We start from the raw sequence: 24,912 nt of genomic DNA on the forward strand, positions 1-24,912 counted from the left end.
CTATGGTTGCACAGGGGGTGGGGAAACAGCGGGTTTATCCGTACCCTGCCCGCCCTCTTCGGGTTTTTTGATCTGCCACACTTCCTCAATGATCTTGTCCGCCGCTTTTTCGGCCGCGGCCGCGGGGAAATAAATATTAATGGTGACACATCCCGACAGCAATGTACCCGTCAATGTCAGCAAGCCTGCGCGAAAAAAGATGTTTTTCATATCGTCCCTACTGAAAGATAGGCTTAACGTTTTCTTGAGTGATCCGCTGCAGGCGGTTAATCAGCTCCCACCAGTCGACGTTGCGATTATAGCCTATCACCGTGATCGCCGGAATTCCCCAGCCTTTGACGATGACATAACCTTGCGCCGGATGCTCGGACGCTATCCCGCCCATATGGCAAATTCCGTTGCGCAATGAACAGCTCCAGCCGATCTTTGAATAGCCGAACTCCTCAAAAATGTGCAGGAAACTGCGCTGAATCGCGGCTGCCGCCCCCGATCCCCCCAGAGAAGAGATATTCTGTACAGCGGCCTGACTGATACGGCGCGGATAGTTGCCGGGGCTGCTCATGACGCTGGCGTCAAACTTTGTTGGTTTCCAGTCAAAAAGCTCAAGGCCATGCACCGCCACATCAATGCGGCCTTGCATATTACCGAATGAAAACACGCCGGTCAGCAGATCGAGATCGAGATTGCGCATATCCAGATCTGCCACCAGCGACGGCGCCCGGCCCATTGGGTCCAGCACCATCAAGTTTCTCAATTCCACCGTGCCATCGAATACCTTGAAAAGTAGAGCGCCCTCCATTTCGAGAGTGTGGCCCGTGTAACTCACTTTGGGAATCGTCCCGGATAGCGTACCGTGCATCGGGCGGCTTTTCAGCGCTTCTGTCAACTTCTGCATGGACACGGGCGAGAGTCCGCCGCTGAATTGCCAGTGCCAGTCCTGCGCCTGCCTCGATGCGCGAAAATTCTCCAGGGTGAACTCGCCGTCCAGTACCGGAATGGTCATCCGCGAGATGGCGAGATCTTGTCCGTTAATTTCCAGCGGGATACGGAATTCCCCTAGTGGTATCCGCAATAACTGGCTGCTCCGGATACTGATATCGGCTGCCGACACTCCTCGCGCCTGCCAGGGAACGTTGGCGTTCACGCCACGAAACGTGAAGCGCTCGCGTTCGTCTTCCACCGACACGTCGCGCAAATTGAGAGTGAGTAACTCGCTGGCGCCATTGCGGTAGCGCAGGTAAATTCCGGCATACCCTGCTGCTTTTAACCCGGTAAGGGAAGTATTCTCCAGAAAAGGTTTCAGCACTTGGCTGAATAACGCGGACAATTCCAGGTTGTCGGCACGCAAATCAAGATCGCGCAGCGTGTTGCTGGATCGATCGACCACGCCCGACAAATCCGCCTCGCCGATACCCGCGAGCATGAGATTCCCCTTGAGCAGACGAATGATATCGTCATCCAGGCTGCCGCTGACATGCAAGCGATGACCTTGGCCTGTAAAATAAATCGGTTGCCAGAATATTTCCCCCAGCGGCCATGTCATATCGGCCTGCCATTCCCATAAATTTCCCGGCTGGCGATTCTGACGCTCAGCTTTGGCGGTGATTTCCCCACTGATATTCTCGCCCGCATGCAAACCGCTAACGTCGCTAAACGCCAATCCATCCACTGCGAAATTGGCCTCTATATTAGCTAGTCCGCCGGCATTGCCGCGCAACTTGGCCATACCATTGATTTTCCCGTTGGCGGATGCAAGCATTTCTCTTTCTTTATCCGGCAGCAATTCGGCAATGCGTGTCACTTGTCCGTTGGTAACGGTCAGCACGCCTTCCCACGCCGCGCCTCCCCAGTGGGCAGAAAACCGCCAACCTTCGCTGGCTTCACCGGAAGTCATCTGAATTTTTACATCCAGCGTTTTATCGCGAGAAGAATAATGAAAGGTTGCGGGTATCGGCGCTGACTTGGATAGCCGCAATACTCCATCATCGCAGCTGATCAGGTCCCCGGAAAACTGAAATGCATGACAGGAAAAACGTAAATTACGCCAGATCTTTCCCTGCACCGTAATTTCACCCAACGTTATCTCAAGCAATGATGCCCGCGGGCCGGTAAGGCTGGCCTTTATCCCCTTTGCATCTAAAAGAGGGCTATGAACATCATCAACAGAAAGGGTAATGAGAGGCGCAGCGTAGGCGGAAGAAATGGCGATGAAGAGTGCTGACAATATTTTGACGAGCAGCTTAACCATTATCGTCCAGCCAAACACACACTGCGTAGCGCCTAGTCAAGCAGCCTGTAGGCTCAAAGGAAATCGGCTGCAAAAACTTCGATCCTCAAGTCTGACAGGCCATTAGCGCAAAAGAAATGACGGAGGGTTCCCCCGCCGCTGAACTGGTAACTCAGGCCGGGAAAACCCCCGTGGAAAGGTAGCGATCGCCGCGATCGCAAACGATGGAAACGATCACCGCATTATGCACTTCGGCGGAAATCTTGAGTGCTGCCGCCAAAGCACCTCCCGACGAAATTCCGGCAAAAATCCCTTCCTCGCGCGCCAACCGCCGGGTCATTTCCTCGGCCTCAGCCTGGGAAACCAGAATAATGCAATCTACCCGATTGGCATCGTAGATTTTTGGCAGATAGGCTTCCGGCCATTTCCGGATGCCCGGAATCTGTGCGCCTTCTTCCGGCTGTACGCCGATGATCTGAATCTCCGGATTTCTTTCCTTGAAATATTCGGAGCAACCCATGATCGTACCGGTCGTACCCATGCTGCTCACCAGATGGGTAATTCCCCCTCCGGTATCGCGCCAGATCTCGGGAGCGGTGTCTTCGTAATGTGCCCGTGGATTATCGGGGTTGGCAAACTGATCCAGGATGATTCCGCGCCCCTCGTCACGCATCCGCTCAGCCACGTCCCGCGCTTCTTCCATGCTGCCCTCTTTTGAGGTCAACACGATTTCCGCACCGAACGCCTTCATCGATTGCCGCCGCTCCACGCTCAAGTGCTCCGGCATCACCAGTATCAGAGGATAGCCCATGATTGCCGCCGCCATCGCCAGCGCAATGCCGGTATTGCCGCTGGTGGCTTCTATCAGCGTATCTCCGGGCCTGATCTCCCCGCGCGCCTGCGCATGCCTGATCATCGATAACGCGGGGCGATCTTTCACCGAGCCTGCGGGATTATTCCCTTCCAGCTTGGCGAGGATGACATTACTGGTTTTCCCCGGCAGGCGTTTAAGTTTCACCAGGGGCGTATTGCCGACAAAGTCTTCTATGGTTTTGTACATGTCCAATTCGCAGAGAATTCGTAAAGATCGTGCCGGATTATCGCATATGCGCCGCTAGAAGGCCCATTACAAAACACATAAAACGTAACGACTAAAAACGCCGGAGTGTCCGTTTCTCGTAGATACTCTGTTCGCTGTCAACGATATTTTTTATGCAGCCACATTGCCCTACACCTACTTCCCCTTTACCCTGTCATTCCCGCGAAAGCGGGAATGACGAAGCTAGTGAAGCAAAGCGCAACCCATCGGCGATTGATGGGTTACAGCGTAACGCCTCTACCTATTCTGCCAATGCCAGGTCTTCATTACTTGGCGGCAGCTTTACTTTCCTTCTTGACCATAGAGGCACCGCCAACCGTAATATCCTTGCGAAGTTTCTTCATGGTGGCGGGGCCAATGCCATTGACCTTTTCCAGGTCAGCCGGTGATTTGAAAAGACCATTCTTCTTGCGATAATCGACGATAGCCTTGGCTTTGGCCGGACCGATTCCCTGAAGGGTTTCCAGCTCGCCCTGAGTGGCGGTATTGATGTTGACAGCCGCGTAGACCGGCCCGGCAAGCGCGAACAACATGACAATAAGAAACAAAAGTTTTCTCATAACCCTACACGGCACGCGATTGCATCACATCAAAACGGAATATCGTCATCCATGTCATCGAACCCCGTGCTGCTTCTTGGGGCAGGTTTATTGCTGCCGGATGTACTCGGCGCAAAACTGCTTTCGTCCCTATCGCCCCCCTCGTAGCTGCCGCTGCCCGGTTTGCTGCCCAGCATTTTCATGTCGCTGGCGATGATCTCGGTGGTATAGCGTTCGGCGCCCGCCTTGTCGGTCCATTTACGGGTTTCCAGCCGCCCCTCGACATATACTGGACGGCCCTTCTTCAGGTATTCACCGGCAATTTCTGCCAGTTTGCGGTAAAACGTAACGCGATGCCATTCGGTTTTTTCCTGCTTTTCACCGTTTTTGTCTTTCCAGGTTTCCGTCGTTGCCAAAGTGATGTTGGTCACCGCGTCGCCATTTGGCATGTAGCGGGTCTCGGGGTCTTTGCCGAGATTGCCGATGAGTATGACCTTGTTGACTGATGCCATTTACGCTTCCCCCCCAAGTAGTTGAACAACCCCTTTTTCATCAAAGCCTCGCATATCCACTTTCAGGTAAGCCACGCCTTCGCTTGCCAGCACCAGCGCCTCATGCACACCGGGGAGTGCCGCCAACTGGCGCGACAGCCCGCTGGCCTTGCCGGGTTCCATTTCTTCCACGTGGTACATTCTGGTACGTACGGCGGCAGGCGCTTTCATGGTGGCGGCAAACAACAGCCATAACGTCAGAAGGATGCCACAAAATGCAAACAGCGCGGAGCTGCCATGATGCTCAAATAAATAGCCGCCAGCGGTTGCGCCGGTAAACGCGCCGAGAAATTGAACACTGCTATAGACGCCGATGGCTGTGCCCTTCGCGCCAACCGGCGCTATCTTGGAAATAAGCGAGGGTAAGGTTGCTTCCAACAGATTGAACGCGGCAAAGAAAACCAGCAGCGCCGTCGCCGTCCCCCATAGGGATTCGAACGTGAACGCCAGTAATACCTGGCTTGCCAGCAATACAGCCACCGCAGTGACAAAAACCGGTTTGAGTTTTGCTTTCTTTTCCGCATAGATGATCGCCGGAACGATCAGAACCATGGAAAAGAGCAATACCGGAAAATATATCTGCCAGTGAGAATCCACCGCCAGCCCCGATTTGCGCAGCGACAGCGGCACCACCAGCCACAGCGCCATCAACACCGCGTGCAGGGCAAATACGCCGAAATCCAGGCGCAGCAATTCAGGATTATGCAGCACGTTACCAAAACGTCCGGACGATGCTTCGGTATCCGAGTGGAAACGGCTGATGAGCGGATTGGGAATGATCTTATACACCACCGCCATCGCCAGCAGTGCCAGCACCCCGGTCATGGCGAAAATTCCGGGAACGCCGATCAAACGATTGAGTGCCGGTGCGACGATCAACGATAGCGCAAAGGTCGTACCGATGGTCATGCCAATCGCGGCCATCGCTTTGGTGCGATGCTCTTCGCGGGTAAGATCGGCGGCAAGCGCCATTACCGCGGCAGAAATCGCTCCCGCACCCTGAATGATGCGGCCAAAAATTACCCAATAAATATCAGCGGCGGATGCGGCCACGAAACTGCCTGCGGCGAACAGAATGAGACCAATGTAAATAACCGGCTTGCGCCCGATCCGGTCGGACAACCAGCCGAAAGGTATTTGCAGTATCGCCTGGGTCAACCCATAGGCGCCAAGAGCGATGCCGACCAGCGTATAGTTGCTTCCGCCCGGCAAATGCTCGGCGTAAAACGCGAATACGGGCAGAATGATGAACATGCCAAACATGCGCAACCCATAGATACCGGCCAAACCGGCGGTAGCGCGCACCTCTATCGGCGACATTTTTTCGGGGGGTGATGATACGGACATGAATCAGATTGGGAAAACGCGGGAAACTTGAGTATATTAACAGGTTTGACCGCACTCAGTAGCCCATGGAACTCATAAAAATTCGCGGTGCACGCACGCACAACCTCAAAAACATCAATCTTGATCTGCCGCGAAACAAGCTGATCGTCATCACCGGTTTGTCCGGTTCGGGCAAATCCTCACTCGCCTTTGACACGCTCTATGCGGAAGGTCAGCGGCGCTACGTGGAATCGCTCTCGGCATATGCGCGGCAATTCCTGCAATTGATGGAAAAACCCGATGTCGATCTGATCGAGGGTCTTTCCCCCGCTATTGCCATCGAGCAAAAAGCGACATCGCATAATCCGCGTTCCACCGTCGGCACCGTCACGGAAATACATGATTACATGCGCCTGCTATTTGCACGCGTGGGCGATCCCCAGTGCCCTGACCACGGCATCACGCTGATCGCGCAAAGTGTTTCACAAATGGTCGATCACGTTCTGAAGCTGCCGCCCGATACCCGGCTGATGATACTCGCGCCGCTGGTGGTTGGACGCAAGGGTGAGCAACTGGATTTGATCGATGAGTTGCGTGCACAGGGTTTCGTGCGGCTGCGCATCGACGGTAAGATACATGAAATCGATGCGCTGCCAAAATTGCAGAAAAATAAAAAACACACGATTGAAGTGGTGGTGGACAGGCTCAAAGTTTCTCCCGATGCCAAGCAGCGGTTGGCCGAGTCATTTGAAACCGCCCTGCGCCATGCCGATGGACGCGCTTTGGCGGTGGAAATGGATTCCGGCAACGAGCATCTGTTTTCCGCCAAGTTCAGTTGCCCCGTTTGCAGTTATTCGCTGCCCGAACTTGAGCCACGGTTGTTTTCCTTCAATAATCCGATGGGCGCCTGCCCAAAGTGTGACGGCCTGGGGAAAATTACATTCTTCGATCCCAAGCGCATCGTCGCCTTTCCTCATTTATCGCTGGCTTCCGGCACGATCAAAGGCTGGGATCGGCGCAACCAGTTTTATTACCAGTTGCTGACGAGTCTGGCCAAGCACTATGATTTTGACCTGGAGATACCTTTCGAACAATTGCCTGAAAATATTCAGGACATCATCCTGAAAGGATCAGGCAGGGAAAAAATCGCGTTTTCGTATCTGAATGAAAGTGGCGCCCGAACCCAGCGGACGCATACCTTCGAAGGCATTATTCCCAACCTGGAACGGCGCTATAAGGAGACCGAATCGCAGACCGTGCGCGAGGAGCTGGCAAAATACCTGAATTCCCAGACTTGCCCAGAATGTGCGGGCACCCGTCTGCGAAGGGAGGCCCGTCATGTGCAGGTGGGAGGCCAGGCTATTTTCGAAATTAACGCGCTGCCTCTGAAACAGGCCATGGTTTTTTTCGATCAGATGGAGCTGACAGGACAAAAGTATGCCATTGCGGAGAGAATCGTCAGGGAAATTTCCAGCCGTATGCTATTCCTCAACAACGTAGGCCTGGACTACTTGTCGCTGGATCGCTCCGCGGACACCTTGTCCGGCGGAGAATCCCAGCGTATTCGGCTCGCCAGCCAGATCGGCTCCGGACTGACTGGCGTAATGTATGTGCTGGATGAACCTTCCATTGGCCTGCACCAGCGCGACAATAGCCGATTGCTGGAGACACTCAAGAATCTGCGCGATCTTGGCAACAGCGTAATTGTAGTGGAGCATGACCAGGACGCCATACTCTCCGCCGATCATGTGGTGGACATGGGTCCCGGCGCAGGCGAGCATGGGGGATCGGTCATCGCGCAAGGCACACCGGCAGCCATTCGGCGAAGTACCGCCTCCCTGACCGGGAAATATCTTTCCGGTCAACTCGCTATCGCGCTGCCGGAAAAACGCACCCAACCAAAAAGTGATCGCTGGCTCAGAATCGAGGGCGCATCCGGCAACAATCTGAAAAACGTCAACCTCAATCTGCCGGTGGGATTGTTTGTTTGTATCACCGGGGTTTCCGGCTCGGGTAAATCCACTCTTATCAATGAAACGCTCTACCTCGCAACGGCACGTTACCTTTACGGCAGCAGCACGGAACCTGCTCCGCATCAGAGCCTGGATGGCCTGGCGTTCTTCGACAAAGTCATCAACATGGACCAAAGCCCCATAGGACGGACGCCACGTTCCAATCCGGCCACTTATACCGGCCTGTTCACCCCCATTCGCGAACTATTCTCGGGCGTACCCCAGGCGCGCGAACGCGGCTATGGTCCTGGACGATTTTCGTTCAACGTCAAGGGCGGACGCTGCGAAGCCTGTCAGGGCGACGGCATGATCAAGGTTGAAATGCATTTCCTTCCGGATATATATGTGTCATGCGACGTCTGCCATGGCAAGCGCTATAACCGCGAAACCCTGGAAATCCAATACAAGGGAAAAAATATCAACGAAATTCTGCAACTGACGGTGGAACAGGCACATGAATTTTTTAGCGCTGTGCCAGTGGTGGCTCGAAAGCTGCAAACGCTGCTGGATGTGGGTCTAGGCTACATTACCCTGGGGCAATCCGCTACTACGCTCTCCGGCGGAGAAGCCCAACGGGTAAAACTTTCGCTGGAACTCTCCAAACGCGATACCGGCCGCACGCTCTACATCCTGGACGAACCCACTACCGGCCTTCATTTCCAGGACATCGACATGCTACTGAAAGTGTTGCACCGGCTACGCGACCACGGCAACACCGTGGTGGTAATTGAACACAACCTGGATGTGATCAAGACTGCCGACTGGGTAATCGACCTCGGTCCGGAGGGTGGTGAAGGCGGCGGCCAGATCATCGCCGAAGGTGCGCCGGAGAAAATAGCAATGAACGAGAACAGCTTTACCGGCCATTACTTGAAAAGCGTGCTCGGCTTATTATCGGGTTCCTGAGCGGAAAGCATGGCAAAAGCAGCGAAATGGAACCCCGCAATGGAATCCCGCGAACTTCTACTCAATAGTTTCAATGCCGCCATCGCTGCCGCTGACCCGCTGCATATCGTACCGCGGCATGTACCCATACCAAAGTTACCCAAGGGATCTACTTTCGTTGCCGGGGTCGGAAAAGCCGCCGCGGCAATGGCATTGGCGGTAGAGAACCATTGGCCAAAGAATGCGGTACTGAATGGTGTTGTCCTTACCCGTTATGGCCATGGCTTACCGCTTGAAAGAATCAAGGTGATCGAAGCGGGACATCCGCTTCCGGACGCACAGGGTGAGGAAGCTGCGCGGGATATCCTGTCGGAAGTGAAAAAACTCGGCGTGGATGATTTTCTGCTATGCCTGGTGAGCGGCGGCGGCTCAAGCCTATTATCACTGCCGGAGGCGGACGTATCGCTGAATGACCTCAGAAATGTCACCCGGGGATTGCTGCGCAGTGGCGCTTCGATTCAGGAAATCAATACCGTGCGCAAGCATCTCTCCGCTATTCAAGGCGGAAAACTTGCCGCTTCATGCCGTGCCCCGGTATTGGCATTGATAATATCGGACGTGACGGGGGATGATCCAACACATGTCGCTTCCGGCCCATGTGCGCCTGACCCCTCCACCTACCCGGACGCATTGGAGATACTCAAACGCTACCGGATCAATGCGCCCGCCGCAGTGTGGGAAATATTGCTGACAGGCGCAAAGGGCAAGCGTGGCGAGACACCGAAACCGGGTGACGCCGTTTTCAGAAATGTAGAAAACCGGGTGATCGCTACCGCCCATGATTCGCTGCTGGCAGCGGCAAAATATTTTCATGATCAAGATATTCCCGCCGTAATTCTGGGTGAGACCATAACCGGCGAGGCACACGATGTGGCCAAAGTCTTCGCGGGGCTCGTAAAGGATATCCGTCGATATGGCCAGCCATGGAAGCCGCCGGTGGCGCTAATCTCGGGGGGAGAGACAACGGTTACGTTAAGGCAAAATGGCGATGGTGAACGGGATGGCCTCATCGGAATGAATCCTGGCGGGCGCGGGGGCCGTAACACGGAATTCTTGCTGTCGCTTGCCGTTGAACTCAATGGAGTAGCGGGAATTCACGCCCTCGCCTGCGATACCGACGGCATAGACGGTTCGGAAAACAACGCTGGCGCCATCATGGCATCGGATTCGATACAGCGCGCGGAACAAATCGGCATCAACGCGCGAGCCTTGCTTGCCAGCCATGATGCATATACTTTCTTCGAATTGCTTGACGATCTGATACTCACGGGACCGACCCGGACCAATGTCAATGATTACCGGGTAATTCTGGTTTTGGAGAACTAAGAGCCAAAAATGAGCCCTAAGACTGCGTGGAACTCAACTATTATGATGGAAGGAGTCGCCCCCTGATTCAACAATATGTCACGAAACCGCAATATTGCTTACATATCATCGCAATATCGAAGGGAATATAACCGATAAAGGAAAACATATGGCGGCAACCATACTGGTGGTGGAAGATGAACCCGCGATTCAGGAGTTGATCTCGTATAGTTTGAGGCAAGCCCGGCATGTCGTTTTTGGTGCAAGAAACGCGGAACAGGCCATGGAGATAGTGAACGATGCTTTACCCGACCTGGTGTTGCTTGACTGGATGCTACCGGGAATGAGCGGTGTCGAGTTCGCACGGGTGTTGCGGCGTGTAACGCGCACCAAGACTATCCCTATTATCATGCTTACCGCGCGTGCCGAGGAAAGTGACAAGGTAGCGGGACTGGAAATTGGTGCCGACGATTACATCACCAAGCCTTTTTCGCCGCGTGAATTGCTCGCACGGATCAAAGCGGTACTGCGGCGGCGCGCACCGGAAGCGGCAGACGATCTTGTTGAGATCGGCGGATTGCGCCTTGACTCCGCAACGCATCGCGTAACCGCAGGTGATAAAGAAGTGGTGCTTGGGCCAACCGAATTTCGTTTGCTGCATTTCCTTATGACCCACTCCGAACGGGTGCATACACGCTCGCACCTGCTCGACCAGGTATGGGGAGACCATGTATTTGTGGAGGACCGCACCGTGGACGTGCATATCCGCAGATTGCGAAAAGCCCTGGAAAACGTCAGCAAGGATGGGCTGGTGCAGACCGTGCGAGGATCGGGCTATCGCCTGTCCGCCGGGCCGGCGGCAAGCATGGGGATAATATGAACGCAGATAGTCCATCCCATCATGCGGCTATTCACCGCTTTGCCCGGCTTCCATAGACATGCGATGGACTTCTCTCAACCGGCAAGACCGTCTATCCGCCTGCTTCGCCATTATCTCGCATCGTAATGGATTATCTGGGAATATAATGAGTCAATTTCATTCTTCCAAATAACTCGTGTCCGGTTTCTGGGGGCGCCTTACCACATTCATCGTTATTGCTGCTGTGACCGGCATAGTTTGGGCTACGCTCGGCGCGGTCACAACATTGATCATTTGTAGCGTTGGCCTGTTGTTGCTGGTCATTCATTACCGGCGGCATTTGATTATCCTGGACCGATGGCTGCAAACCGAAGAATCTACATCTGTTCCATTGCCTGATGGTTCGGGAAAATGGGGAGACGTGTTTGCGCGCCTGGCACGCCTCATGCGTGAACAGCACAAAAATCATCAGCAACTCAGCTCCGCGCTGGAGCGCCTGCGGCGCGCCACCTCCGCTATGCCGGAAGGCGTGATAATTCTGGATGAGATCGACCGTATCGAATGGTGCAATCCGGTAGCCGAAAAGCATCTGGGCATAGACGCCAGTCTCGATGCCGGTCAGCCCATCACCCATTTAGTGCGCCAGACCCAGTTTGCCGAATACCTGGATGCTCATAATTACAACGAACCGCTGATCATCAAGCAATCCCGGAATCAGGGGTTGATTCTCTCCCTACAGTTCGTGCCGTATGGCGACAAACAGAAATTGCTCATCAGCCGTGATGTTACTCGTCTTGAAAGAGTCCATACCATGCGGCGGGATTTTGTCGCCAATGTCTCACATGAGTTGCGTACCCCATTGACAGTCATTGGCGGATTCCTTGAAACACTCTCGGAAGACGGCGGTTCCGACGCCGGAACAACTAAATTGGCGCTCTCGCTGATGACCGATCAGACCCGGCGCATGCAGCGCCTGGTAGAAGACTTGCTGACGCTGTCACGGCTGGAAGATTCGGAAAATCTGGTACGGGAGGACAATATCAACCTCTCCGAAATGTTGCGCGAGCTCTCTCATGAAGCGAAATCTCTGAGCACGGGACGCCACCGGATCAGCCTCAAACTCGATACCGAAGCGAAGCTGCTGGGTAGCATGGACGACTTGCGGAGTGCTTTCAGTAATCTTGTCAGTAATGCCATACGCTACACCGCCGATGGCGGGAATATCACATTGAACTGGCAGATTCGTGACGGACAAGGCGTTTTCTCTGTGCAGGACAGTGGCATCGGCATCGAGCCAGAGCATATCCCGCGCCTGACGGAACGCTTCTATCGCGTGGATCGCGGCCGCTCACGTGAAACCGGTGGCACTGGCCTGGGACTTGCCATCGTCAAGCATGTTCTGACTTGTCACCAGGCGAAGTTGGAAATTGTCAGCGAACCCGGCAAAGGTAGCTGTTTTAGTGCCTGGTTCCCTGCAGCGCGGCTGACAACAAAAACGCACAAAAGCAAGTGAGTGGCCGTACTTATTGATCCCGCCAGAAAATACCATGAATCTCGTCATTCGGGCTTGACCCTAAATCCAGTCCAAACCAGCAATGGCATGCTTTGAACGCCACTAGATACCGGCTTCCACCGGCATGCGCTTATATTGTTTGTTCGCCGGATCAATAGGGGGCTGTATAATTCCCGGTCTACGATGCAACGATAGCATTTTAGATGAGCTGGCTTTCCTTTTCCTCCTCAGCGTAATGTGGATCGCTTATACGATCCACTTTTTGGAGTCCTCTACCTTCATGTCCAAACCGCCCCCCCTGGATCTCACCGAAACATTGGTCAGCAGTCGGAAAGTATTTGATGGGAACCTTTTGCACGTTTACCAGGATCAAGCTCGCCTACCTGACGGGAAAGTGAGAGTGCGCGAATACATCACCCATCCTGGTGCGGTCGTCATCATTCCGCTGCTCGACAATGGCGAACTGGTGTTGGAGCGTCAGCATCGCTATCCGCTGCATCAGGATTTTTTCGAGCTGCCTGCCGGAAAAATCGATCCCGGCGAAGATCCGCCCTCGTGCGCGCAACGTGAGCTGCTGGAAGAAACCGGCTACACCGCGGAAAGTTGGCGGTATCTCACCACCTTGCATCCGTGTATCGGGTATTCCGATGAGAAGTTAATTTATTATCTTGCCCAAGGACTCAGCTTTCAAGGCGAGAACCTTGATGAAGGCGAACATCTGGAAGTATTCACGCTGTCGCTGCCCACGGCATTGGAATGGGTGAAGTCGGGGAAAATCACGGATAATAAAAGTGTTTCCGGACTATTCTGGGCAGAGAAAGTATTGCGCGGCGAGTGGTAGCCGTCGATCAGCCACCCCGAGCCTGCACTTGACATGAGAATACCCCCTAACGAAGCCCCCATAGGTGTCTTTGACTCCGGCGTTGGAGGCCTATCCGTCCTTCTGAGCATTCGGCGCGAACTTCCGGCAGAGCATTTGTCGTACGTGGCAGATTCTGGCAATGCGCCATATGGCGACCGGCATGCCGCCTTTATCGAAGACAGAGCTACAGAAATTACCAAGTTTCTGCTTGCCTCCGGCGTTAAGGCGATCGTTGTCGCCTGCAACACGGTGACCGTCGTAGCCATTGAGAAGCTTCGGGCATGGTGCCCTGTTCCGATAGTGGCGATGGAGCCCGCCATCCGGCCGGCATCGGGTCGTACAAGGTCTGGGGTTGTCGGCGTGCTTGCCACGAGCCAAACGCTCGCAAGTCCCAATGTGGCACGCCTCTGCGCACGCTACGGTAATGATGCCCAGATTCTGTTGCAGTCATGCCCCGGCTTGGTTGAACAAGTCGAGCGAACCGAACTCACGAGCGACACCACACGATCGCTTCTTTTACGGTATATCTCACCGCTTCTCGAAGCCGGGGCAGATACGATTGTACTTGGGTGCACTCACTATTTATTTCTCAGGCAGATCATCGGAGAAATCGTTGGCCCGAATGTTGCGATAATCGATTCAGCGGATGCAGTAGCGTGTGAACTCGTACGACGGCTCGGTTTCCATCGTACAACTTCGCTACAAAGCCAGGCAGGATACGAACGATTCTTCTCCAGTGCGCCACTAGAACAGGCTCGCACGACGATATCAGCGCTATGGGGCAGACCTGTGATGGTTCATGCCCTCGGGTGACTTCACTGACGTCATACAGCTGACGAACTCTAATTGGCTGGCGAATTTCCTTCCCGTATAAACGTCATTTACGAGAGGGGGAAAGTGCAGCCGGTCATCACGCGACTGGCGGATCCGAGCTGTTTCCTTGCAACCGGAAGGCCTTACTCTGCAAAGAACTCGCGCACCTTATCCATCCAGGATTTGGCGCGGGGGCTATGACGAGAATGATCTCCCTGGGTAATCGCTTCCAGTTCCTGCAATAGCTCTTTTTGACGCGTGGTGAGCTTGACCGGAGTCTCAACCACCACATGGCACAATAAATCCCCTTGGGTACTGCTGCGCACCCCTTTGATCCCCTTGCCACGCAAGCGGAAGATCTTTCCGCTTTGGGTTTCCGCCGGTACTTTGATTTTGGCGTGGCCATCCAGTGTCGGGATCTCGATCTCGCCACCCAGCGCAGCGGTGGTAAAACTTATTGGCATTTCGCAATGCAAATCGTTATGGTCTCGTTGGAAAACGGAATGTGGCGATAGATGGATAACCACATACAAATCCCCCGGTGGACCATTGTTGACGCCGGCTTCGCCTTCTCCAGATAAACGAATGCGATCGCCTTCATCCACCCCCACTGGAATCTTTACCGACAGCGTTTTGTGTTGTTTGACGCGTCCGGCACCATTGCATGTAACGCAAGGGTTCGAAATAAACTTGCCGCTGCCATGGCATTTGGGGCATGTTTGCTGGATGGAGAAAAATCCCTGTTGCATTCTTACCTGGCCATGCCCATTACAGGTCGGACACATAGTGGGCGAGGTGCCGGGCTTAGCGCCATTGCCATGGCAGGCCCCGCAAACTTCCATGGTGGGAATGCGAATCTTGGTTTCCGTTCCGCGCGCCGCCTGTTCGAGCGAGATTTCCAGGTTGTAGCGCAGATCGGCACCGCGATAGACATTAGCGTGTCCGCCGCGTCCGCCGAAGATATCGCCGAAGATATCGCCAAACGCATCGGCAAATCCTTGAGCTCCGCCGCCAGCCATGCTCGGATCCACGCCGGCATGACCATGCTGGTCGTATGCTGCGCGTTTCCGGGGATCGGAAAGTATCTCATAGGCTTCCTTGGCTTCCTTGAAATGCTCGTCCGATTTCGGGTTATCCGGATTACGATCCGGATGGTACTTCATCGCCAGCTTGCGATAAGCCTTCTTTATTTCATCTTCGCTGGCGTCACGGTTAAGGCCCAGCACTTCATAGTAGTCGCGTTTGCTCATATAGGTTTTCTTGAAAATTGAGAGAGCAGAAATCTATGTTATGGCATGTTTCACTTGCACTGCTTTCTTCCGATAAATGCCAAGCGCAGGGAACGCAGAAGAGTTACGCTCATCTCTCTTCGCGGCCCCTGCGCCTGGACGTACAGTATCTCTTTATTTCTTGTTTTTCACTTCCTCGAACTCGGCATCTACCACTTCACCCTCCACAGGTTTCTCGCCGCCGCCCCCACCCCCATGGGGCGCTGATTCCGCACCAGGTTGAGCTTGCTGGGCCTGTTCTTGGGAATACATTTTCTCCGCAAGTTTATGCGAAACCTCGGCCAGGGCCTGGGTCTTGGCTTCAATAGTGTCCTTGCTGTCGGATTTCATCGCTTCTTCCGCATCCTTCAGCGCCCCTTCGATCTTGGATTTCTCCTCGCCGTCCAGTTTGTCGCCATGTTCTTTCAACGTCTTTTTCACCGAGTGGATCATTGCGTCGCACTGGTTGCGGGCGGTCACGAGTTCGAGCGCCTTATGGTCATCTGCGGCGTGCGCTTCGGCATCCTTGACCATGCGCTGTACCTCGTCATCCGACAGACCTGAGCTTGCCTGGATCTTGATTTTATTTTCCTTGCCGGTGGCCTTATCCTTGGCCGATACGTGGAGTATGCCATTCGAGTCAATATCGAATGCCACTTCGATTTGCGGCATACCGCGCGGTGCGGGAGGAATGTCGCTCAGATTGAATTGACCCAGACTCTTGTTGCCGGACGCCAGCTCCCGCTCACCCTGCAGTACATGGATGGTCACGGCGGTCTGATTTTCCTCGGCGGTTGAAAATACCTGCTGGGCCTTGGTCGGGATAGTCGTGTTCTTCTGAATGAGCTTGGTCATTACGCCACCCAGCGTTTCAATACCCAGCGACAATGGCGTAACATCCAGCAACAGCACGTCCTTCACCTCGCCCTGCAGTACGCCACCCTGAATGGCTGCACCCACGGCAACCGCTTCGTCCGGATTCACATCCTTACGAGGTTCCTTGCCGAAAATTTCTTTGACTTTATCCTGCACTTTGGGCATGCGGGTTTGCCCACCCACCAGAATGACATCCTCAATATCGGAAATCTTCACGCCGGCATCCTTAATAGCGATGCGGCAGGGCTCCACGGTGCGCTCAATCAATTCTTCCACAAGGCTCTCCAGCTTGGCCCGGGTGATCCTCACTGCCAGATGTTTGGGGCCGGATGCATCCGCCGTGATATAGGGCAGGTTGACTTCGGTCTGTTGGCTGGAAGAGAGTTCGATTTTGGCCTTTTCCGCCGAATCTTTTAGGCGCTGCAGGGCTAGCATGTCTTTTTTCAAGTCTATGCCGCTTTCCTTTTTGAACTCATCCACAAGATACTCGATGATGCGCGAGTCGAAATCCTCACCGCCAAGGAAGGTATCACCGTTGGTGGCCAGCACTTCAAACTGGTGCTCGCCCTCCACTTCCGCAATCTCGATAATGGAAATGTCGAACGTACCTCCACCCAAGTCATATACCGCCACCTTGCGGTCACCCTCTTTTTTATCCATGCCAAAAGCCAGGGCTGCCGCGGTTGGCTCATTGATAATGCGCTTGACTTCGAGTCCGGCGATGCGTCCCGCGTCCTTGGTCGCCTGGCGCTGTGAATCGTTGAAATAGGCGGGAACAGTGATGACCGCTTCGTTTACCGTTTCACCCAGATAATCCTCTGCGGTCTTTTTCATTTTCTTCAGCACTTGTGCGGAAATTTCCGGCGGCGCGACTTTTTTGCCGCGCACCTCTACCCAGGCATCATTATTGTCGGCCTTGATGATACTGTAGGGCACCATTTTGATGTCCCTTTGCACCATGTCCTCGTTAAAACGACGTCCAATCAACCGTTTCACCGCAAACAATGTATTCTTTGGATTGGTGACCGCCTGACGCTTGGCGGAAGCGCCCACCAGAATCTCACCTTCTTCCGTATAGGCGACGATTGAAGGTGTAGTGCGCGCCCCTTCCGAGTTCTCTATCACCTTTGGCTTGCCATTTTCCATGACAGCCACACATGAGTTGGTGGTACCGAGATCTATGCCGATAATTTTTGCCATGATTTGATCCTTGTAGTAGTTGGTGCAGAATAATCGCTAATGCGTGAAATGGGGATTCAGCCCGGAATTTCAAGTCTTCTATTTGGTCTTCGAAACCGATACCAGCGCCGGCCGGATCACCCTGTCATTCAAAACGTAGCCTTTTTGCATTACTTGCACGACCGTATTGGGGGCAAGCTTAGAGTCCACCATACACATGGCCTGATGCAGATGCGGATCAAATTTCTCACCCGCCGGATTGATCACTTTGACGTTGAATCTTTCAAAAACGGTGGTAAGTTGCTTGAGTGTCAGTTCCATGCCGCTTTTGAAATTCTCAACCGTTGCATTTTCCACCGCAAGCGCCGCCTCCAGGCTATCCATTACCGCCAGCAATTCCGTGGAGAAATTTTCGATGGCATATTTATGAGCATTGGTAACGTCAATCTGGGCACGCTTCCGTATATTTTCGGCATCCGCCTTGGCTCGCAGCCACGCATCATGATGTTCCTGCGCATCGAGTTCGGCTTTCTTCAGTAATTGTTCCAGACTCGGCATCGTTTCCACCGCGGGTTCCGCTATCGTGTTTTCATTCGCCTCTCCGCTCGCCTGGTCCGTGGCAATAGTCAATTCCGGCTGGTCCGGGTTGGGTTTTTGTGTATCTGCCATAATCTCTCCTCTCCTTTCAATTTAAGCTATATCGGGATTGTTTTTCCAATTTCAAGATCATGATCGCAGTCCGACAGCCAACCTTGCTTGTATGGTGATGCCGGCGCAATATGGGTAGCTTGAAAACCCTTGGAGTAAAATCAGCGGGGCATGACAACAGACAGAACTCTCTAATTCTCGATTCTTCGGGCTAGTATGGCTGCATTACCAATATAGTTTTGCGGCGTCATTTTCCGCAGGCGTTTTTTTTCGGCTTCGGGAATGGCAAGTCCTTGGATAAACTTATGCAGGGTATCCTTGTTGATGCCATCTTTGCCTCGCGTCAATTCCTTCAACTGCTCATAAGAATTGTGCACCCCATGGCGGCGCATTACCGTCTGGATCGGCTCCGCCAACACCTCCCAGGCATCCTCCAGGTCTTTCATGAGGCACTCCGGATTGACCTCCAGCTTGCCCAGACCTTTGCCGCAAGAATCATAGGCCAGCAACGTATGTCCCAATGCCACACCCATATTGCGAAGCACGGTGGAGTCTGTCAAATCGCGCTGCCACCGGGATACCGGCAGCTTCTCGCTCAAATGCCGTAGCAGCGCATTGGCAATGCCAAGATTACCTTCCGAATTTTCAAAATCGATCGGATTGACCTTATGCGGCATGGTTGATGAGCCCACTTCACCTTCCCGAGTCTTCTGCTTGAAGTAGCCTAATGAAATATATCCCCACACGTCACGGTTAAAGTCCAGCAATATGGTGTTGATTCTGGCATAAGCATCAAACAGTTCGGTCATGGCATCATGCGGTTCAATCTGGGTGGTATAAGGATTGAATTCCAGACCCAGCCTCTCTACAAAATCGCGCGCGAAGTTTTCCCAATCAAAATCCGGATAAGCTGCCAGATGGGCATTGTAATTACCCACTGCACCATTGATTTTTCCAAGAATAGCCACCTTGGCAAGCCGTTCACGCCCACGCCGCAGACGATGAGCGGCATTGGCAAGTTCCTTGCCTGTCGTTGTAGGTGTGGCGGGTTGGCCATGCGTGCGGGAAAGCATGGGTAGGTCAGACAGTTCATGTGCCATCCGGATAAGTTGGGCAACGATATTCTCCAATGCTGGAAGCATCACCCGGTCACGGCTGTGCATCAGCATCAATCCATGAGAGAGATTGTTAATGTCCTCCGAAGTGCAGGCAAAATGGATGAATTCCGCAATCCTCGCGACCTCGGTATTCTCCGCCAGACGCTCCCTGAGCCAGTATTCAACGGCTTTGACGTCATGGTTGGTACGTGCTTCGATAAGTTTGACAGCTTCTCCGTCAGCCTCGGAAAAATCAGCCACAAGACTGTCGAGTTGCGCAATCGTAGCGGCGGAAAAAACCGGTACTTCAGCAATGCCGGGGGCATGGCTTAATGCTTTGAGCCATTCGATTTCCAACTCAACGCGGTATCGAATCAGCGCAAGTTCACTGAAATAAGGTCGCAAATCTGCAACCTTACCGTGATAGCGTCCATCCAGGGGGGAGAGTGCGGTGAGAAAAGACTGTTTCATATTATCCTGAATGCGGCGGTTGGCCACTCACCCTTCTGTTTAGCACCATGATACATAAACGCGACGAGTCCCTTGAATTTCACCGTCCGCCGCTGCATTTTAACATAGCGTCCCAGCTACGCCATGTGATATGGAAAGCCGATATAATACGCACCTGAATAAAATTGCCGCCAAGGGATGTCATGAAGCTTATCGGATCACTTACGAGCCCTTATGTGCGCAAGGTGCGTATTGTTCTGGCGGAAAAGCGCATTGGTTACGACTTTGTGGTGGATAGCCCATGGAATGCGGACAGTCATGTGCCGAATCACAATCCTCTTGGAAAAATACCGATACTCATCTTGGATGATGGCTCCACTTTATTCGATTCACGTGTGATCGTCGAATACCTTGACAGCGTCAATCCGGTATCCCGTCTGATTCCCGAATCAAACCGGCACCGTATTATGGTAAAACGCTGGGAGGCGTTGGCGGACGGTATCTGCGACGCTGCCGCCACCGTATTCCTTGAACGCAAACGACCTGCCACCGAACAAAGCGCGGAATGGATCTCGCGCCAACTGACGAAGGTTACCCAGGGCCTGGAAGGGGCCGCTCGGGACTTGGGTGACAAAAAATGGTGCGATGGCAATACCTACACCCTGGCCGATATCGCGCTGGGCTGCATGCTGGGATATCTGGCTTTTCGTTTTCCGGAAATTGAATGGCGCGATACATCGCCCAATCTTGCGGAACTCTTCGGCAGGCTGGAAAAGCGGACGCCATTTACGGAAACGACGCCAAAGGAATGAGCAGCAGGCGTTGAACCCGGATTATCTTGCCCGGCGTCCATCACCCAAAGCATGGACTTCTCCCAACCGGCACCACTGTCTCGCAACCCACCTCGCCATCATCTGGCATCCCCTAATGGCTTATTCGGGTTGAAAACGAACTACTCATCCGAAATCACCCCGCCTCCAAGACATACCTTGCTCTCGTAAACGACCACTGACTGTCCCGGCGTCACCGCCCACTGCGGCTGGGCAAATTCAATTTTGCATTGGTCCAGCCCGATATGCGCAATCGCACAAGGTGCATCCGGTTGACGATAACGCGTCTTGGCGGCATAAACCCAGTTGCAATGCGGCTCGTGGCCGCTTATCCATGTCAGGTCAATAGCATTGAGCGCGGGGCGGAATAAATCCGGATGATCATGGCCCTGTACCACAATCAAGATATTCCGCTCCATATCCTTGGCTGAAACGAACCAGGGCTCGCCATCGCCGTCCCTTATGCCGCCAATGCCCAATCCCTGCCGTTGGCCGATGGTGTAATACATCAGCCCAACATGCTTCCCCAAAAGGGTACCGTCCGGTGTTTGTATTTCTCCCGGTTCGTGCGGAACGTAACGGTTGAGAAATTCCCGAAAAGGCCTTTCCCCAATAAAACAGATTCCGGTGCTGTCTTTCTTGGAAAAATTCGGCAATCCGTGATCCCGGGCGATTTTACGTACATCGCGTTTATAAAGGTGGCCAATCGGAAACAGTGTTCTGGAGAGTTGTTGCTGGTTCAAGCGATAGAGAAAATAACTCTGATCCTTTGTTCCATCCTCACCTTTCAGCAACTGGAACGACCCGTCTATTTCGCGTATTTGCGCATAATGACCGGTAGCAATATGCTCCGCGCCGAGCCCGAGCGCGTGGTCGAGAAACGCCTTGAACTTGATTTCGGCGTTACACAGCACATCCGGATTGGGTGTACGCCCAGCTTTGTATTCGGTAAGAAACTGACTGAATACACGTTCCTTGTATTCGGCCGAGAAATTCACCGCTTCCAAAGGAATTCCGATGACGTCCGCCACCGAGGCGGCATCGATCAAATCCTGCCGGGATGAACAATAACCGTCGGTGTCATCATCCTCCCAGTTCTTCATGAAGAGGCCGATCACATCGTATCCTTGTTGTTTTAACAACAACGCCGCGACGGATGAATCCACTCCGCCCGACATACCAATCACCACACGCTGTTTACTCATTGGTTCTGATGAATCCAGGTTTAACCCAGATAATCCATTAGGCGGCTCTCCGGGCCTACGCGAGTGCTGGCAGTCGGTTTGCGGCCATTTCCGCCACTTGTTCGGCGTCCATCGACCAGGCTATGGACTTCCCCCAACCGGCAAACCTGTCTCGCAACCTGCTTCACCATCATCTCGCGTCCTAATCGATTATCTGGGTTTAATCGTAATGAGTAAGGATATCCAGAGAGTAGCGCTTACCCGCCAAATGATCTTCGATACACCTCATCACCAGCGGACTGCGATGACGATCGGTCATTTCACGGATCTCATCAACGCGAAACCATCCGGCGCGCAATATTCCCGCATCCAGCGGACGACCGGGATCATGGTCGGTGACGGAACCCGCAAAAGCAAAGCGCAGATAGGTAACATTGTCGGAACGTGAGTGCCAGCGATAAATACCCAGTACCCATTGCGGGGCGAAAGTATAACCTGTTTCCTCCAGAGTTTCCCGGACAGCGCCCTGCATGATGGATTCGTCCGGCTCGAGATGTCCCGCTGGTTGATTGAACAATACCCCATTACTGGTTTGCTCCTCGACCAGCAAGTATTTTCCATCTCGCTCGACGACTGCCGCCACCGTGACATTGGGCTTCCAAATCATAAGTTCTCGGGTAACTTCATGTTGTTAAAAAAACGAAGCGGGTTTACGCCCCAGCCCACATTCTATCGTCACTGACCGGCAGAAAGAAATAATGATGAAGGCAAGCAAAAAATCTGAGCGGAGCTCCATTTGCAGGGATGAATGCATGATCCCGAATCCACCACCCACTTTGCTATATTCGCTATGGCGACGCGGATTTTCAGGCGAACAGCTTCAAACTGCACCATACACGTTAGCGCTTCCTTCCAAAACACGAGTAAAATGGTCGGTTTGCATGTTTTTGCTCGCGCAACTTTCACTCATCATTAATTATCGGAGATACCATGTACCAGCACATCAAGACGCCGGCGGAAGGCGAAAAAATCCGGGTCAACGCAGATTTCTCTTTGAGTGTGCCGGATAACCCCGTTATTCCATTCATCGAAGGTGATGGGATCGGGATAGACATTACGCCAGTAATGAAAAAAGTGGTGGATTCGGCGGTGAACCGGGCTTATGACGGCAAGCGCAAAATTTCCTGGATGGAAATTTATGCCGGCGAGAAATCGAACCATGTATACGGCGAAAACGTGTGGCTGCCCGATGAGACGTTGGAGGCGGCACGGGACTATGTGGTTTCCATCAAGGGACCGCTCACCACTCCGGTCGGTGGAGGCATCCGTTCCATTAATGTGGCCTTGCGCCAGAAACTTGATCTCTATGTGTGCCTGCGTCCTGTGCGCTATTTTCAGGGCGTACCCAGCCCGCTAAAAAATCCGGAAAAAACCGATATGGTGATTTTTCGCGAGAATTCGGAAGATATTTACGCCGGTATTGAATGGGGAGCCGAATCGGAAGATGCGAAAAAGGTCATCAATTTTTTATTAACGGACATGGGTGTCACCAAGATACGCTTCCCCCAAACATCGGCCATCGGCATCAAACCGGTATCCAGCGAAGGCACCGAACGCTTGGTGCGTAAGGCAATACAGTACGCGATAGATAACAAGCGCCGCTCGGTGACTCTGGTGCACAAGGGCAACATCATGAAATTTACCGAAGGCGCATTCAAGAATTGGGGCTACGCCTTGGCAGCGAGGGAGTTCGGAGCAAGCCTGCTGGATGGCGGGCCATGGATGAAATTGCCCGGAGACAAGGGCGGGATCGTCATCAAGGACGTCATCGCGGATGCTTTTCTGCAACAGATCCTGTTGCGCCCGGAGGAATACGACGTGATTGCCACACTGAATCTGAACGGTGATTATATTTCCGATGCGTTGGCGGCACAGGTGGGGGGCATCGGCATAGCGCCGGGTGCAAACCTCAGTGACTCGATTGCGATGTTCGAGGCAACTCATGGCACCGCGCCAAAGTATGCCGGCAAGGATCAGGTTAATCCGGGATCACTCATCTTGTCGGCGGAAATGATGTTGCGGCACATAGGCTGGGGCGAGTCCGCTGATCTGGTAGTCCATGCAATGGAGAAAACCATCCAGGATAAAATCGTGACTTATGACTTTGCCCGTCAAATGTCCGATGCGCAAAAAGTCTCATGTTCGGCATTCGGCGAGGCATTGATTGACAGAATGACTTGATATTTTCTTCATATCCATGTCTCAACCCGGATAATCCATGAGCGGCTCCGCGCGCCCACCCAGGTGCGGGGGGCCAGTTTGCGGCCATTTCGCCGCTTGCCGGGCATCCCCAGACCCGCTATGGAATCTCCAACCAGCCAAACTGGTTGCCATCATTTCACGTACTAATACTAATGGATTATCCGGGTTGAAAAAAACCCCTTGCCGCTTTAGCTGGCAAGGGGTTTTGTATAATCCTGTAATTACAAGCTGATCACGATATTACGCGTCAGCAGGAGATCACTAGGCAGACTGAATGTTTGAAGCTTGTTTGCCCTTTGGACCCTGTGTGACTTCAAAGCTCACTTTCTGACCTTCCTTGAGCGTTTTGAACCCGGACATATTGATTGCGGAGAAATGGGCAAATAAATCCTCGCTACCATCATCCGGGGTAATGAAACCAAAACCCTTGGAATCGTTGAACCATTTCACTGTACCTGTTGCCATTATTGCTTCCTATAAAAAAACCGGGCCGGAAACCCGAACACTGTTTGAGTTTCAAGACCGCAAAACGGCTGTAACCGGTACTGCAGAGAACTTGAAGCCAAACGCCAAGAGCCGTTTTACGCAAATCCGTTGTTCAAGTCAAGTAGTCATACACTTATTTTATCGAATTGCAATAGAATAATTTTCTCAAGGTACTTGAATATTTCGGTGTAATCATCAAATATATTAGTAGAAGCACATTCGGTTATAGTTGCACTCTAACTGATAAGCTAACAAGATAGGAAATCATGATATGGCAACCAGAGATCATGGGGATGTTGTACTCGAAGTTGAAAAGAGTAGACTCAAGCCACCACCCATGTTTAAAGTGATACTGCTGAATGATGATTTCACGCCGATGGATTTTGTGGTGGTTGTGTTGCAGACTTTTTTTTCCATGAATCGAGAACAGGCGACACAAATTATGCTCAAAGTTCATATAGACGGCGCAGGAGTCTGCGGGGTTTATCCCAATGATGTCGCTATCACCAAGGTTGAGCAGGTGGTCACATTTGCAAGGCAGCATCAACATCCGCTACGGTGCGTGATGGAGGAGACATGAA

At 53.1% G+C, this 24,912-nt stretch carries 22 protein-coding genes; 9 read left to right on the plus strand and 13 right to left on the minus strand.

The window, feature by feature from the left end; all coding sequences use genetic code 11:
- The 6 genes from SQ11_RS03870 to SQ11_RS03895 form a co-directional block, all read right to left on the minus strand.
- Positions 1-210 carry a hypothetical protein gene (locus SQ11_RS03870; RefSeq protein WP_041512794.1) on the minus strand — a complete coding sequence of 70 codons (210 nt, stop codon included), beginning with the start codon at positions 208-210 and terminating at the stop codon, positions 1-3.
- A 7-nt stretch (positions 211-217) separates the two neighbouring features.
- Positions 218-2,248 (minus strand): hypothetical protein, encoded by a 2,031-nt coding sequence (locus SQ11_RS03875; RefSeq protein WP_041512795.1) that lies wholly within the window; start codon positions 2,246-2,248, stop codon positions 218-220.
- Between the two features lie 151 nt (positions 2,249-2,399).
- Positions 2,400-3,287 (minus strand): cysteine synthase CysM, encoded by an 888-nt coding sequence (cysM, locus tag SQ11_RS03880; RefSeq protein WP_041512796.1) that lies wholly within the window; start codon positions 3,285-3,287, stop codon positions 2,400-2,402.
- A 305-nt stretch (positions 3,288-3,592) separates the two neighbouring features.
- Entirely contained in the window at positions 3,593-3,886 is a 294-nt protein-coding gene (locus SQ11_RS03885; protein WP_041512797.1) for a ComEA family DNA-binding protein, read from the minus strand.
- Positions 3,887-3,915: 29 nt separating this feature from the next.
- Positions 3,916-4,377 carry a single-stranded DNA-binding protein gene (gene ssb / locus SQ11_RS03890; protein WP_041512798.1) on the minus strand — a complete coding sequence of 154 codons (462 nt, stop codon included), beginning with the start codon at positions 4,375-4,377 and terminating at the stop codon, positions 3,916-3,918.
- Positions 4,378-5,763 (minus strand): MFS transporter, encoded by a 1,386-nt coding sequence (locus SQ11_RS03895; protein ID WP_232297880.1) that lies wholly within the window; start codon positions 5,761-5,763, stop codon positions 4,378-4,380.
- A gap of 65 nt (positions 5,764-5,828) precedes the next feature.
- On the opposite strand from SQ11_RS03895, the gene uvrA reads away from it, so the two are divergent.
- The 6 genes from uvrA (at position 5,829) to murI (ending at position 14,051) form a co-directional block, all read left to right on the plus strand.
- Positions 5,829-8,660 (plus strand): excinuclease ABC subunit UvrA, encoded by a 2,832-nt coding sequence (uvrA, locus tag SQ11_RS03900; RefSeq protein ID WP_041512800.1) that lies wholly within the window; start codon positions 5,829-5,831, stop codon positions 8,658-8,660.
- A gap of 39 nt (positions 8,661-8,699) precedes the next feature.
- On the plus strand, positions 8,700-10,025 hold the full coding sequence (locus SQ11_RS03905) for a glycerate kinase (protein WP_041512900.1): 1,326 nt from the start codon (positions 8,700-8,702) through the stop codon (positions 10,023-10,025).
- Between the two features lie 148 nt (positions 10,026-10,173).
- On the plus strand, positions 10,174-10,884 hold the full coding sequence (gene phoB / locus SQ11_RS03910) for a phosphate regulon transcriptional regulator PhoB (protein ID WP_041512801.1): 711 nt from the start codon (positions 10,174-10,176) through the stop codon (positions 10,882-10,884).
- A 175-nt stretch (positions 10,885-11,059) separates the two neighbouring features.
- Positions 11,060-12,376, plus strand: coding sequence for a phosphate regulon sensor histidine kinase PhoR (phoR, locus tag SQ11_RS03915; RefSeq protein ID WP_041512802.1), 1,317 nt, complete (start codon positions 11,060-11,062; stop codon positions 12,374-12,376).
- Positions 12,377-12,656: 280 nt separating this feature from the next.
- The gene (locus SQ11_RS03920) at positions 12,657-13,217 is read left to right on the plus strand and encodes an NUDIX domain-containing protein (RefSeq protein ID WP_041512803.1); all 561 of its coding nucleotides are present in this window, start codon (positions 12,657-12,659) and stop codon (positions 13,215-13,217) included.
- Between the two features lie 33 nt (positions 13,218-13,250).
- Complete coding sequence (gene murI / locus SQ11_RS03925) at positions 13,251-14,051, plus strand: glutamate racemase (protein ID WP_041512804.1); 801 nt, start codon at positions 13,251-13,253, stop codon at positions 14,049-14,051.
- A 143-nt stretch (positions 14,052-14,194) separates the two neighbouring features.
- Here the strand turns inward: murI and dnaJ are convergent, their stop codons facing one another.
- The 4 genes from dnaJ to purB all read right to left on the minus strand — a co-directional run bounded on the left by dnaJ (position 14,195) and on the right by purB (position 19,590).
- Entirely contained in the window at positions 14,195-15,301 is a 1,107-nt protein-coding gene (gene dnaJ, locus SQ11_RS03930) for a molecular chaperone DnaJ (RefSeq protein WP_041512805.1), read from the minus strand.
- Between the two features lie 153 nt (positions 15,302-15,454).
- Positions 15,455-17,395, minus strand: coding sequence for a molecular chaperone DnaK (dnaK, locus tag SQ11_RS03935; RefSeq protein WP_041512806.1), 1,941 nt, complete (start codon positions 17,393-17,395; stop codon positions 15,455-15,457).
- A 78-nt stretch (positions 17,396-17,473) separates the two neighbouring features.
- A complete protein-coding gene (gene grpE / locus SQ11_RS03940; protein WP_041512807.1) occupies positions 17,474-18,043 on the minus strand; it encodes a nucleotide exchange factor GrpE in 570 nt (189 codons plus the stop codon).
- Between the two features lie 170 nt (positions 18,044-18,213).
- Positions 18,214-19,590, minus strand: a complete 1,377-nt coding sequence (gene purB / locus SQ11_RS03945) for an adenylosuccinate lyase (protein ID WP_041512808.1) — start codon at positions 19,588-19,590, stop codon at positions 18,214-18,216.
- A 182-nt stretch (positions 19,591-19,772) separates the two neighbouring features.
- Between purB and SQ11_RS03950 the strand changes: the two genes are divergently transcribed.
- The gene (locus tag SQ11_RS03950; RefSeq protein WP_041512809.1) at positions 19,773-20,381 is read left to right on the plus strand and encodes a glutathione S-transferase; all 609 of its coding nucleotides are present in this window, start codon (positions 19,773-19,775) and stop codon (positions 20,379-20,381) included.
- Between the two features lie 140 nt (positions 20,382-20,521).
- Here SQ11_RS03950 and mnmA read toward each other — a convergent pair whose 3' ends face one another.
- Together mnmA and SQ11_RS03960 are read right to left on the minus strand one after the other, a co-directional pair.
- Positions 20,522-21,604: a tRNA 2-thiouridine(34) synthase MnmA gene (gene mnmA, locus SQ11_RS03955; protein ID WP_041512810.1), complete on the minus strand. Its 1,083-nt coding sequence runs from the start codon at positions 21,602-21,604 to the stop codon at positions 20,522-20,524.
- A 199-nt stretch (positions 21,605-21,803) separates the two neighbouring features.
- Positions 21,804-22,250 (minus strand): NUDIX hydrolase, encoded by a 447-nt coding sequence (locus SQ11_RS03960; protein ID WP_041512811.1) that lies wholly within the window; start codon positions 22,248-22,250, stop codon positions 21,804-21,806.
- Between the two features lie 323 nt (positions 22,251-22,573).
- Between SQ11_RS03960 and icd the strand changes: the two genes are divergently transcribed.
- Positions 22,574-23,824: an NADP-dependent isocitrate dehydrogenase gene (gene icd, locus SQ11_RS03965; RefSeq protein WP_041512812.1), complete on the plus strand. Its 1,251-nt coding sequence runs from the start codon at positions 22,574-22,576 to the stop codon at positions 23,822-23,824.
- A 282-nt stretch (positions 23,825-24,106) separates the two neighbouring features.
- Here the strand turns inward: icd and SQ11_RS03970 are convergent, their stop codons facing one another.
- Positions 24,107-24,310 carry a cold-shock protein gene (locus SQ11_RS03970; protein WP_004174375.1) on the minus strand — a complete coding sequence of 68 codons (204 nt, stop codon included), beginning with the start codon at positions 24,308-24,310 and terminating at the stop codon, positions 24,107-24,109.
- Between the two features lie 292 nt (positions 24,311-24,602).
- Here SQ11_RS03970 and clpS point away from each other — a divergent pair, with 292 nt between their 5' ends.
- Positions 24,603-24,911 carry an ATP-dependent Clp protease adapter ClpS gene (gene clpS / locus SQ11_RS03975; RefSeq protein WP_041512813.1) on the plus strand — a complete coding sequence of 103 codons (309 nt, stop codon included), beginning with the start codon at positions 24,603-24,605 and terminating at the stop codon, positions 24,909-24,911.
- The last annotated feature ends 1 nt before the right edge of the window (position 24,912 follow it).

This window comes from Nitrosospira sp. NpAV, from assembly GCF_000832065.1.
In the GTDB taxonomy this organism is placed as follows: domain Bacteria; phylum Pseudomonadota; class Gammaproteobacteria; order Burkholderiales; family Nitrosomonadaceae; genus Nitrosospira.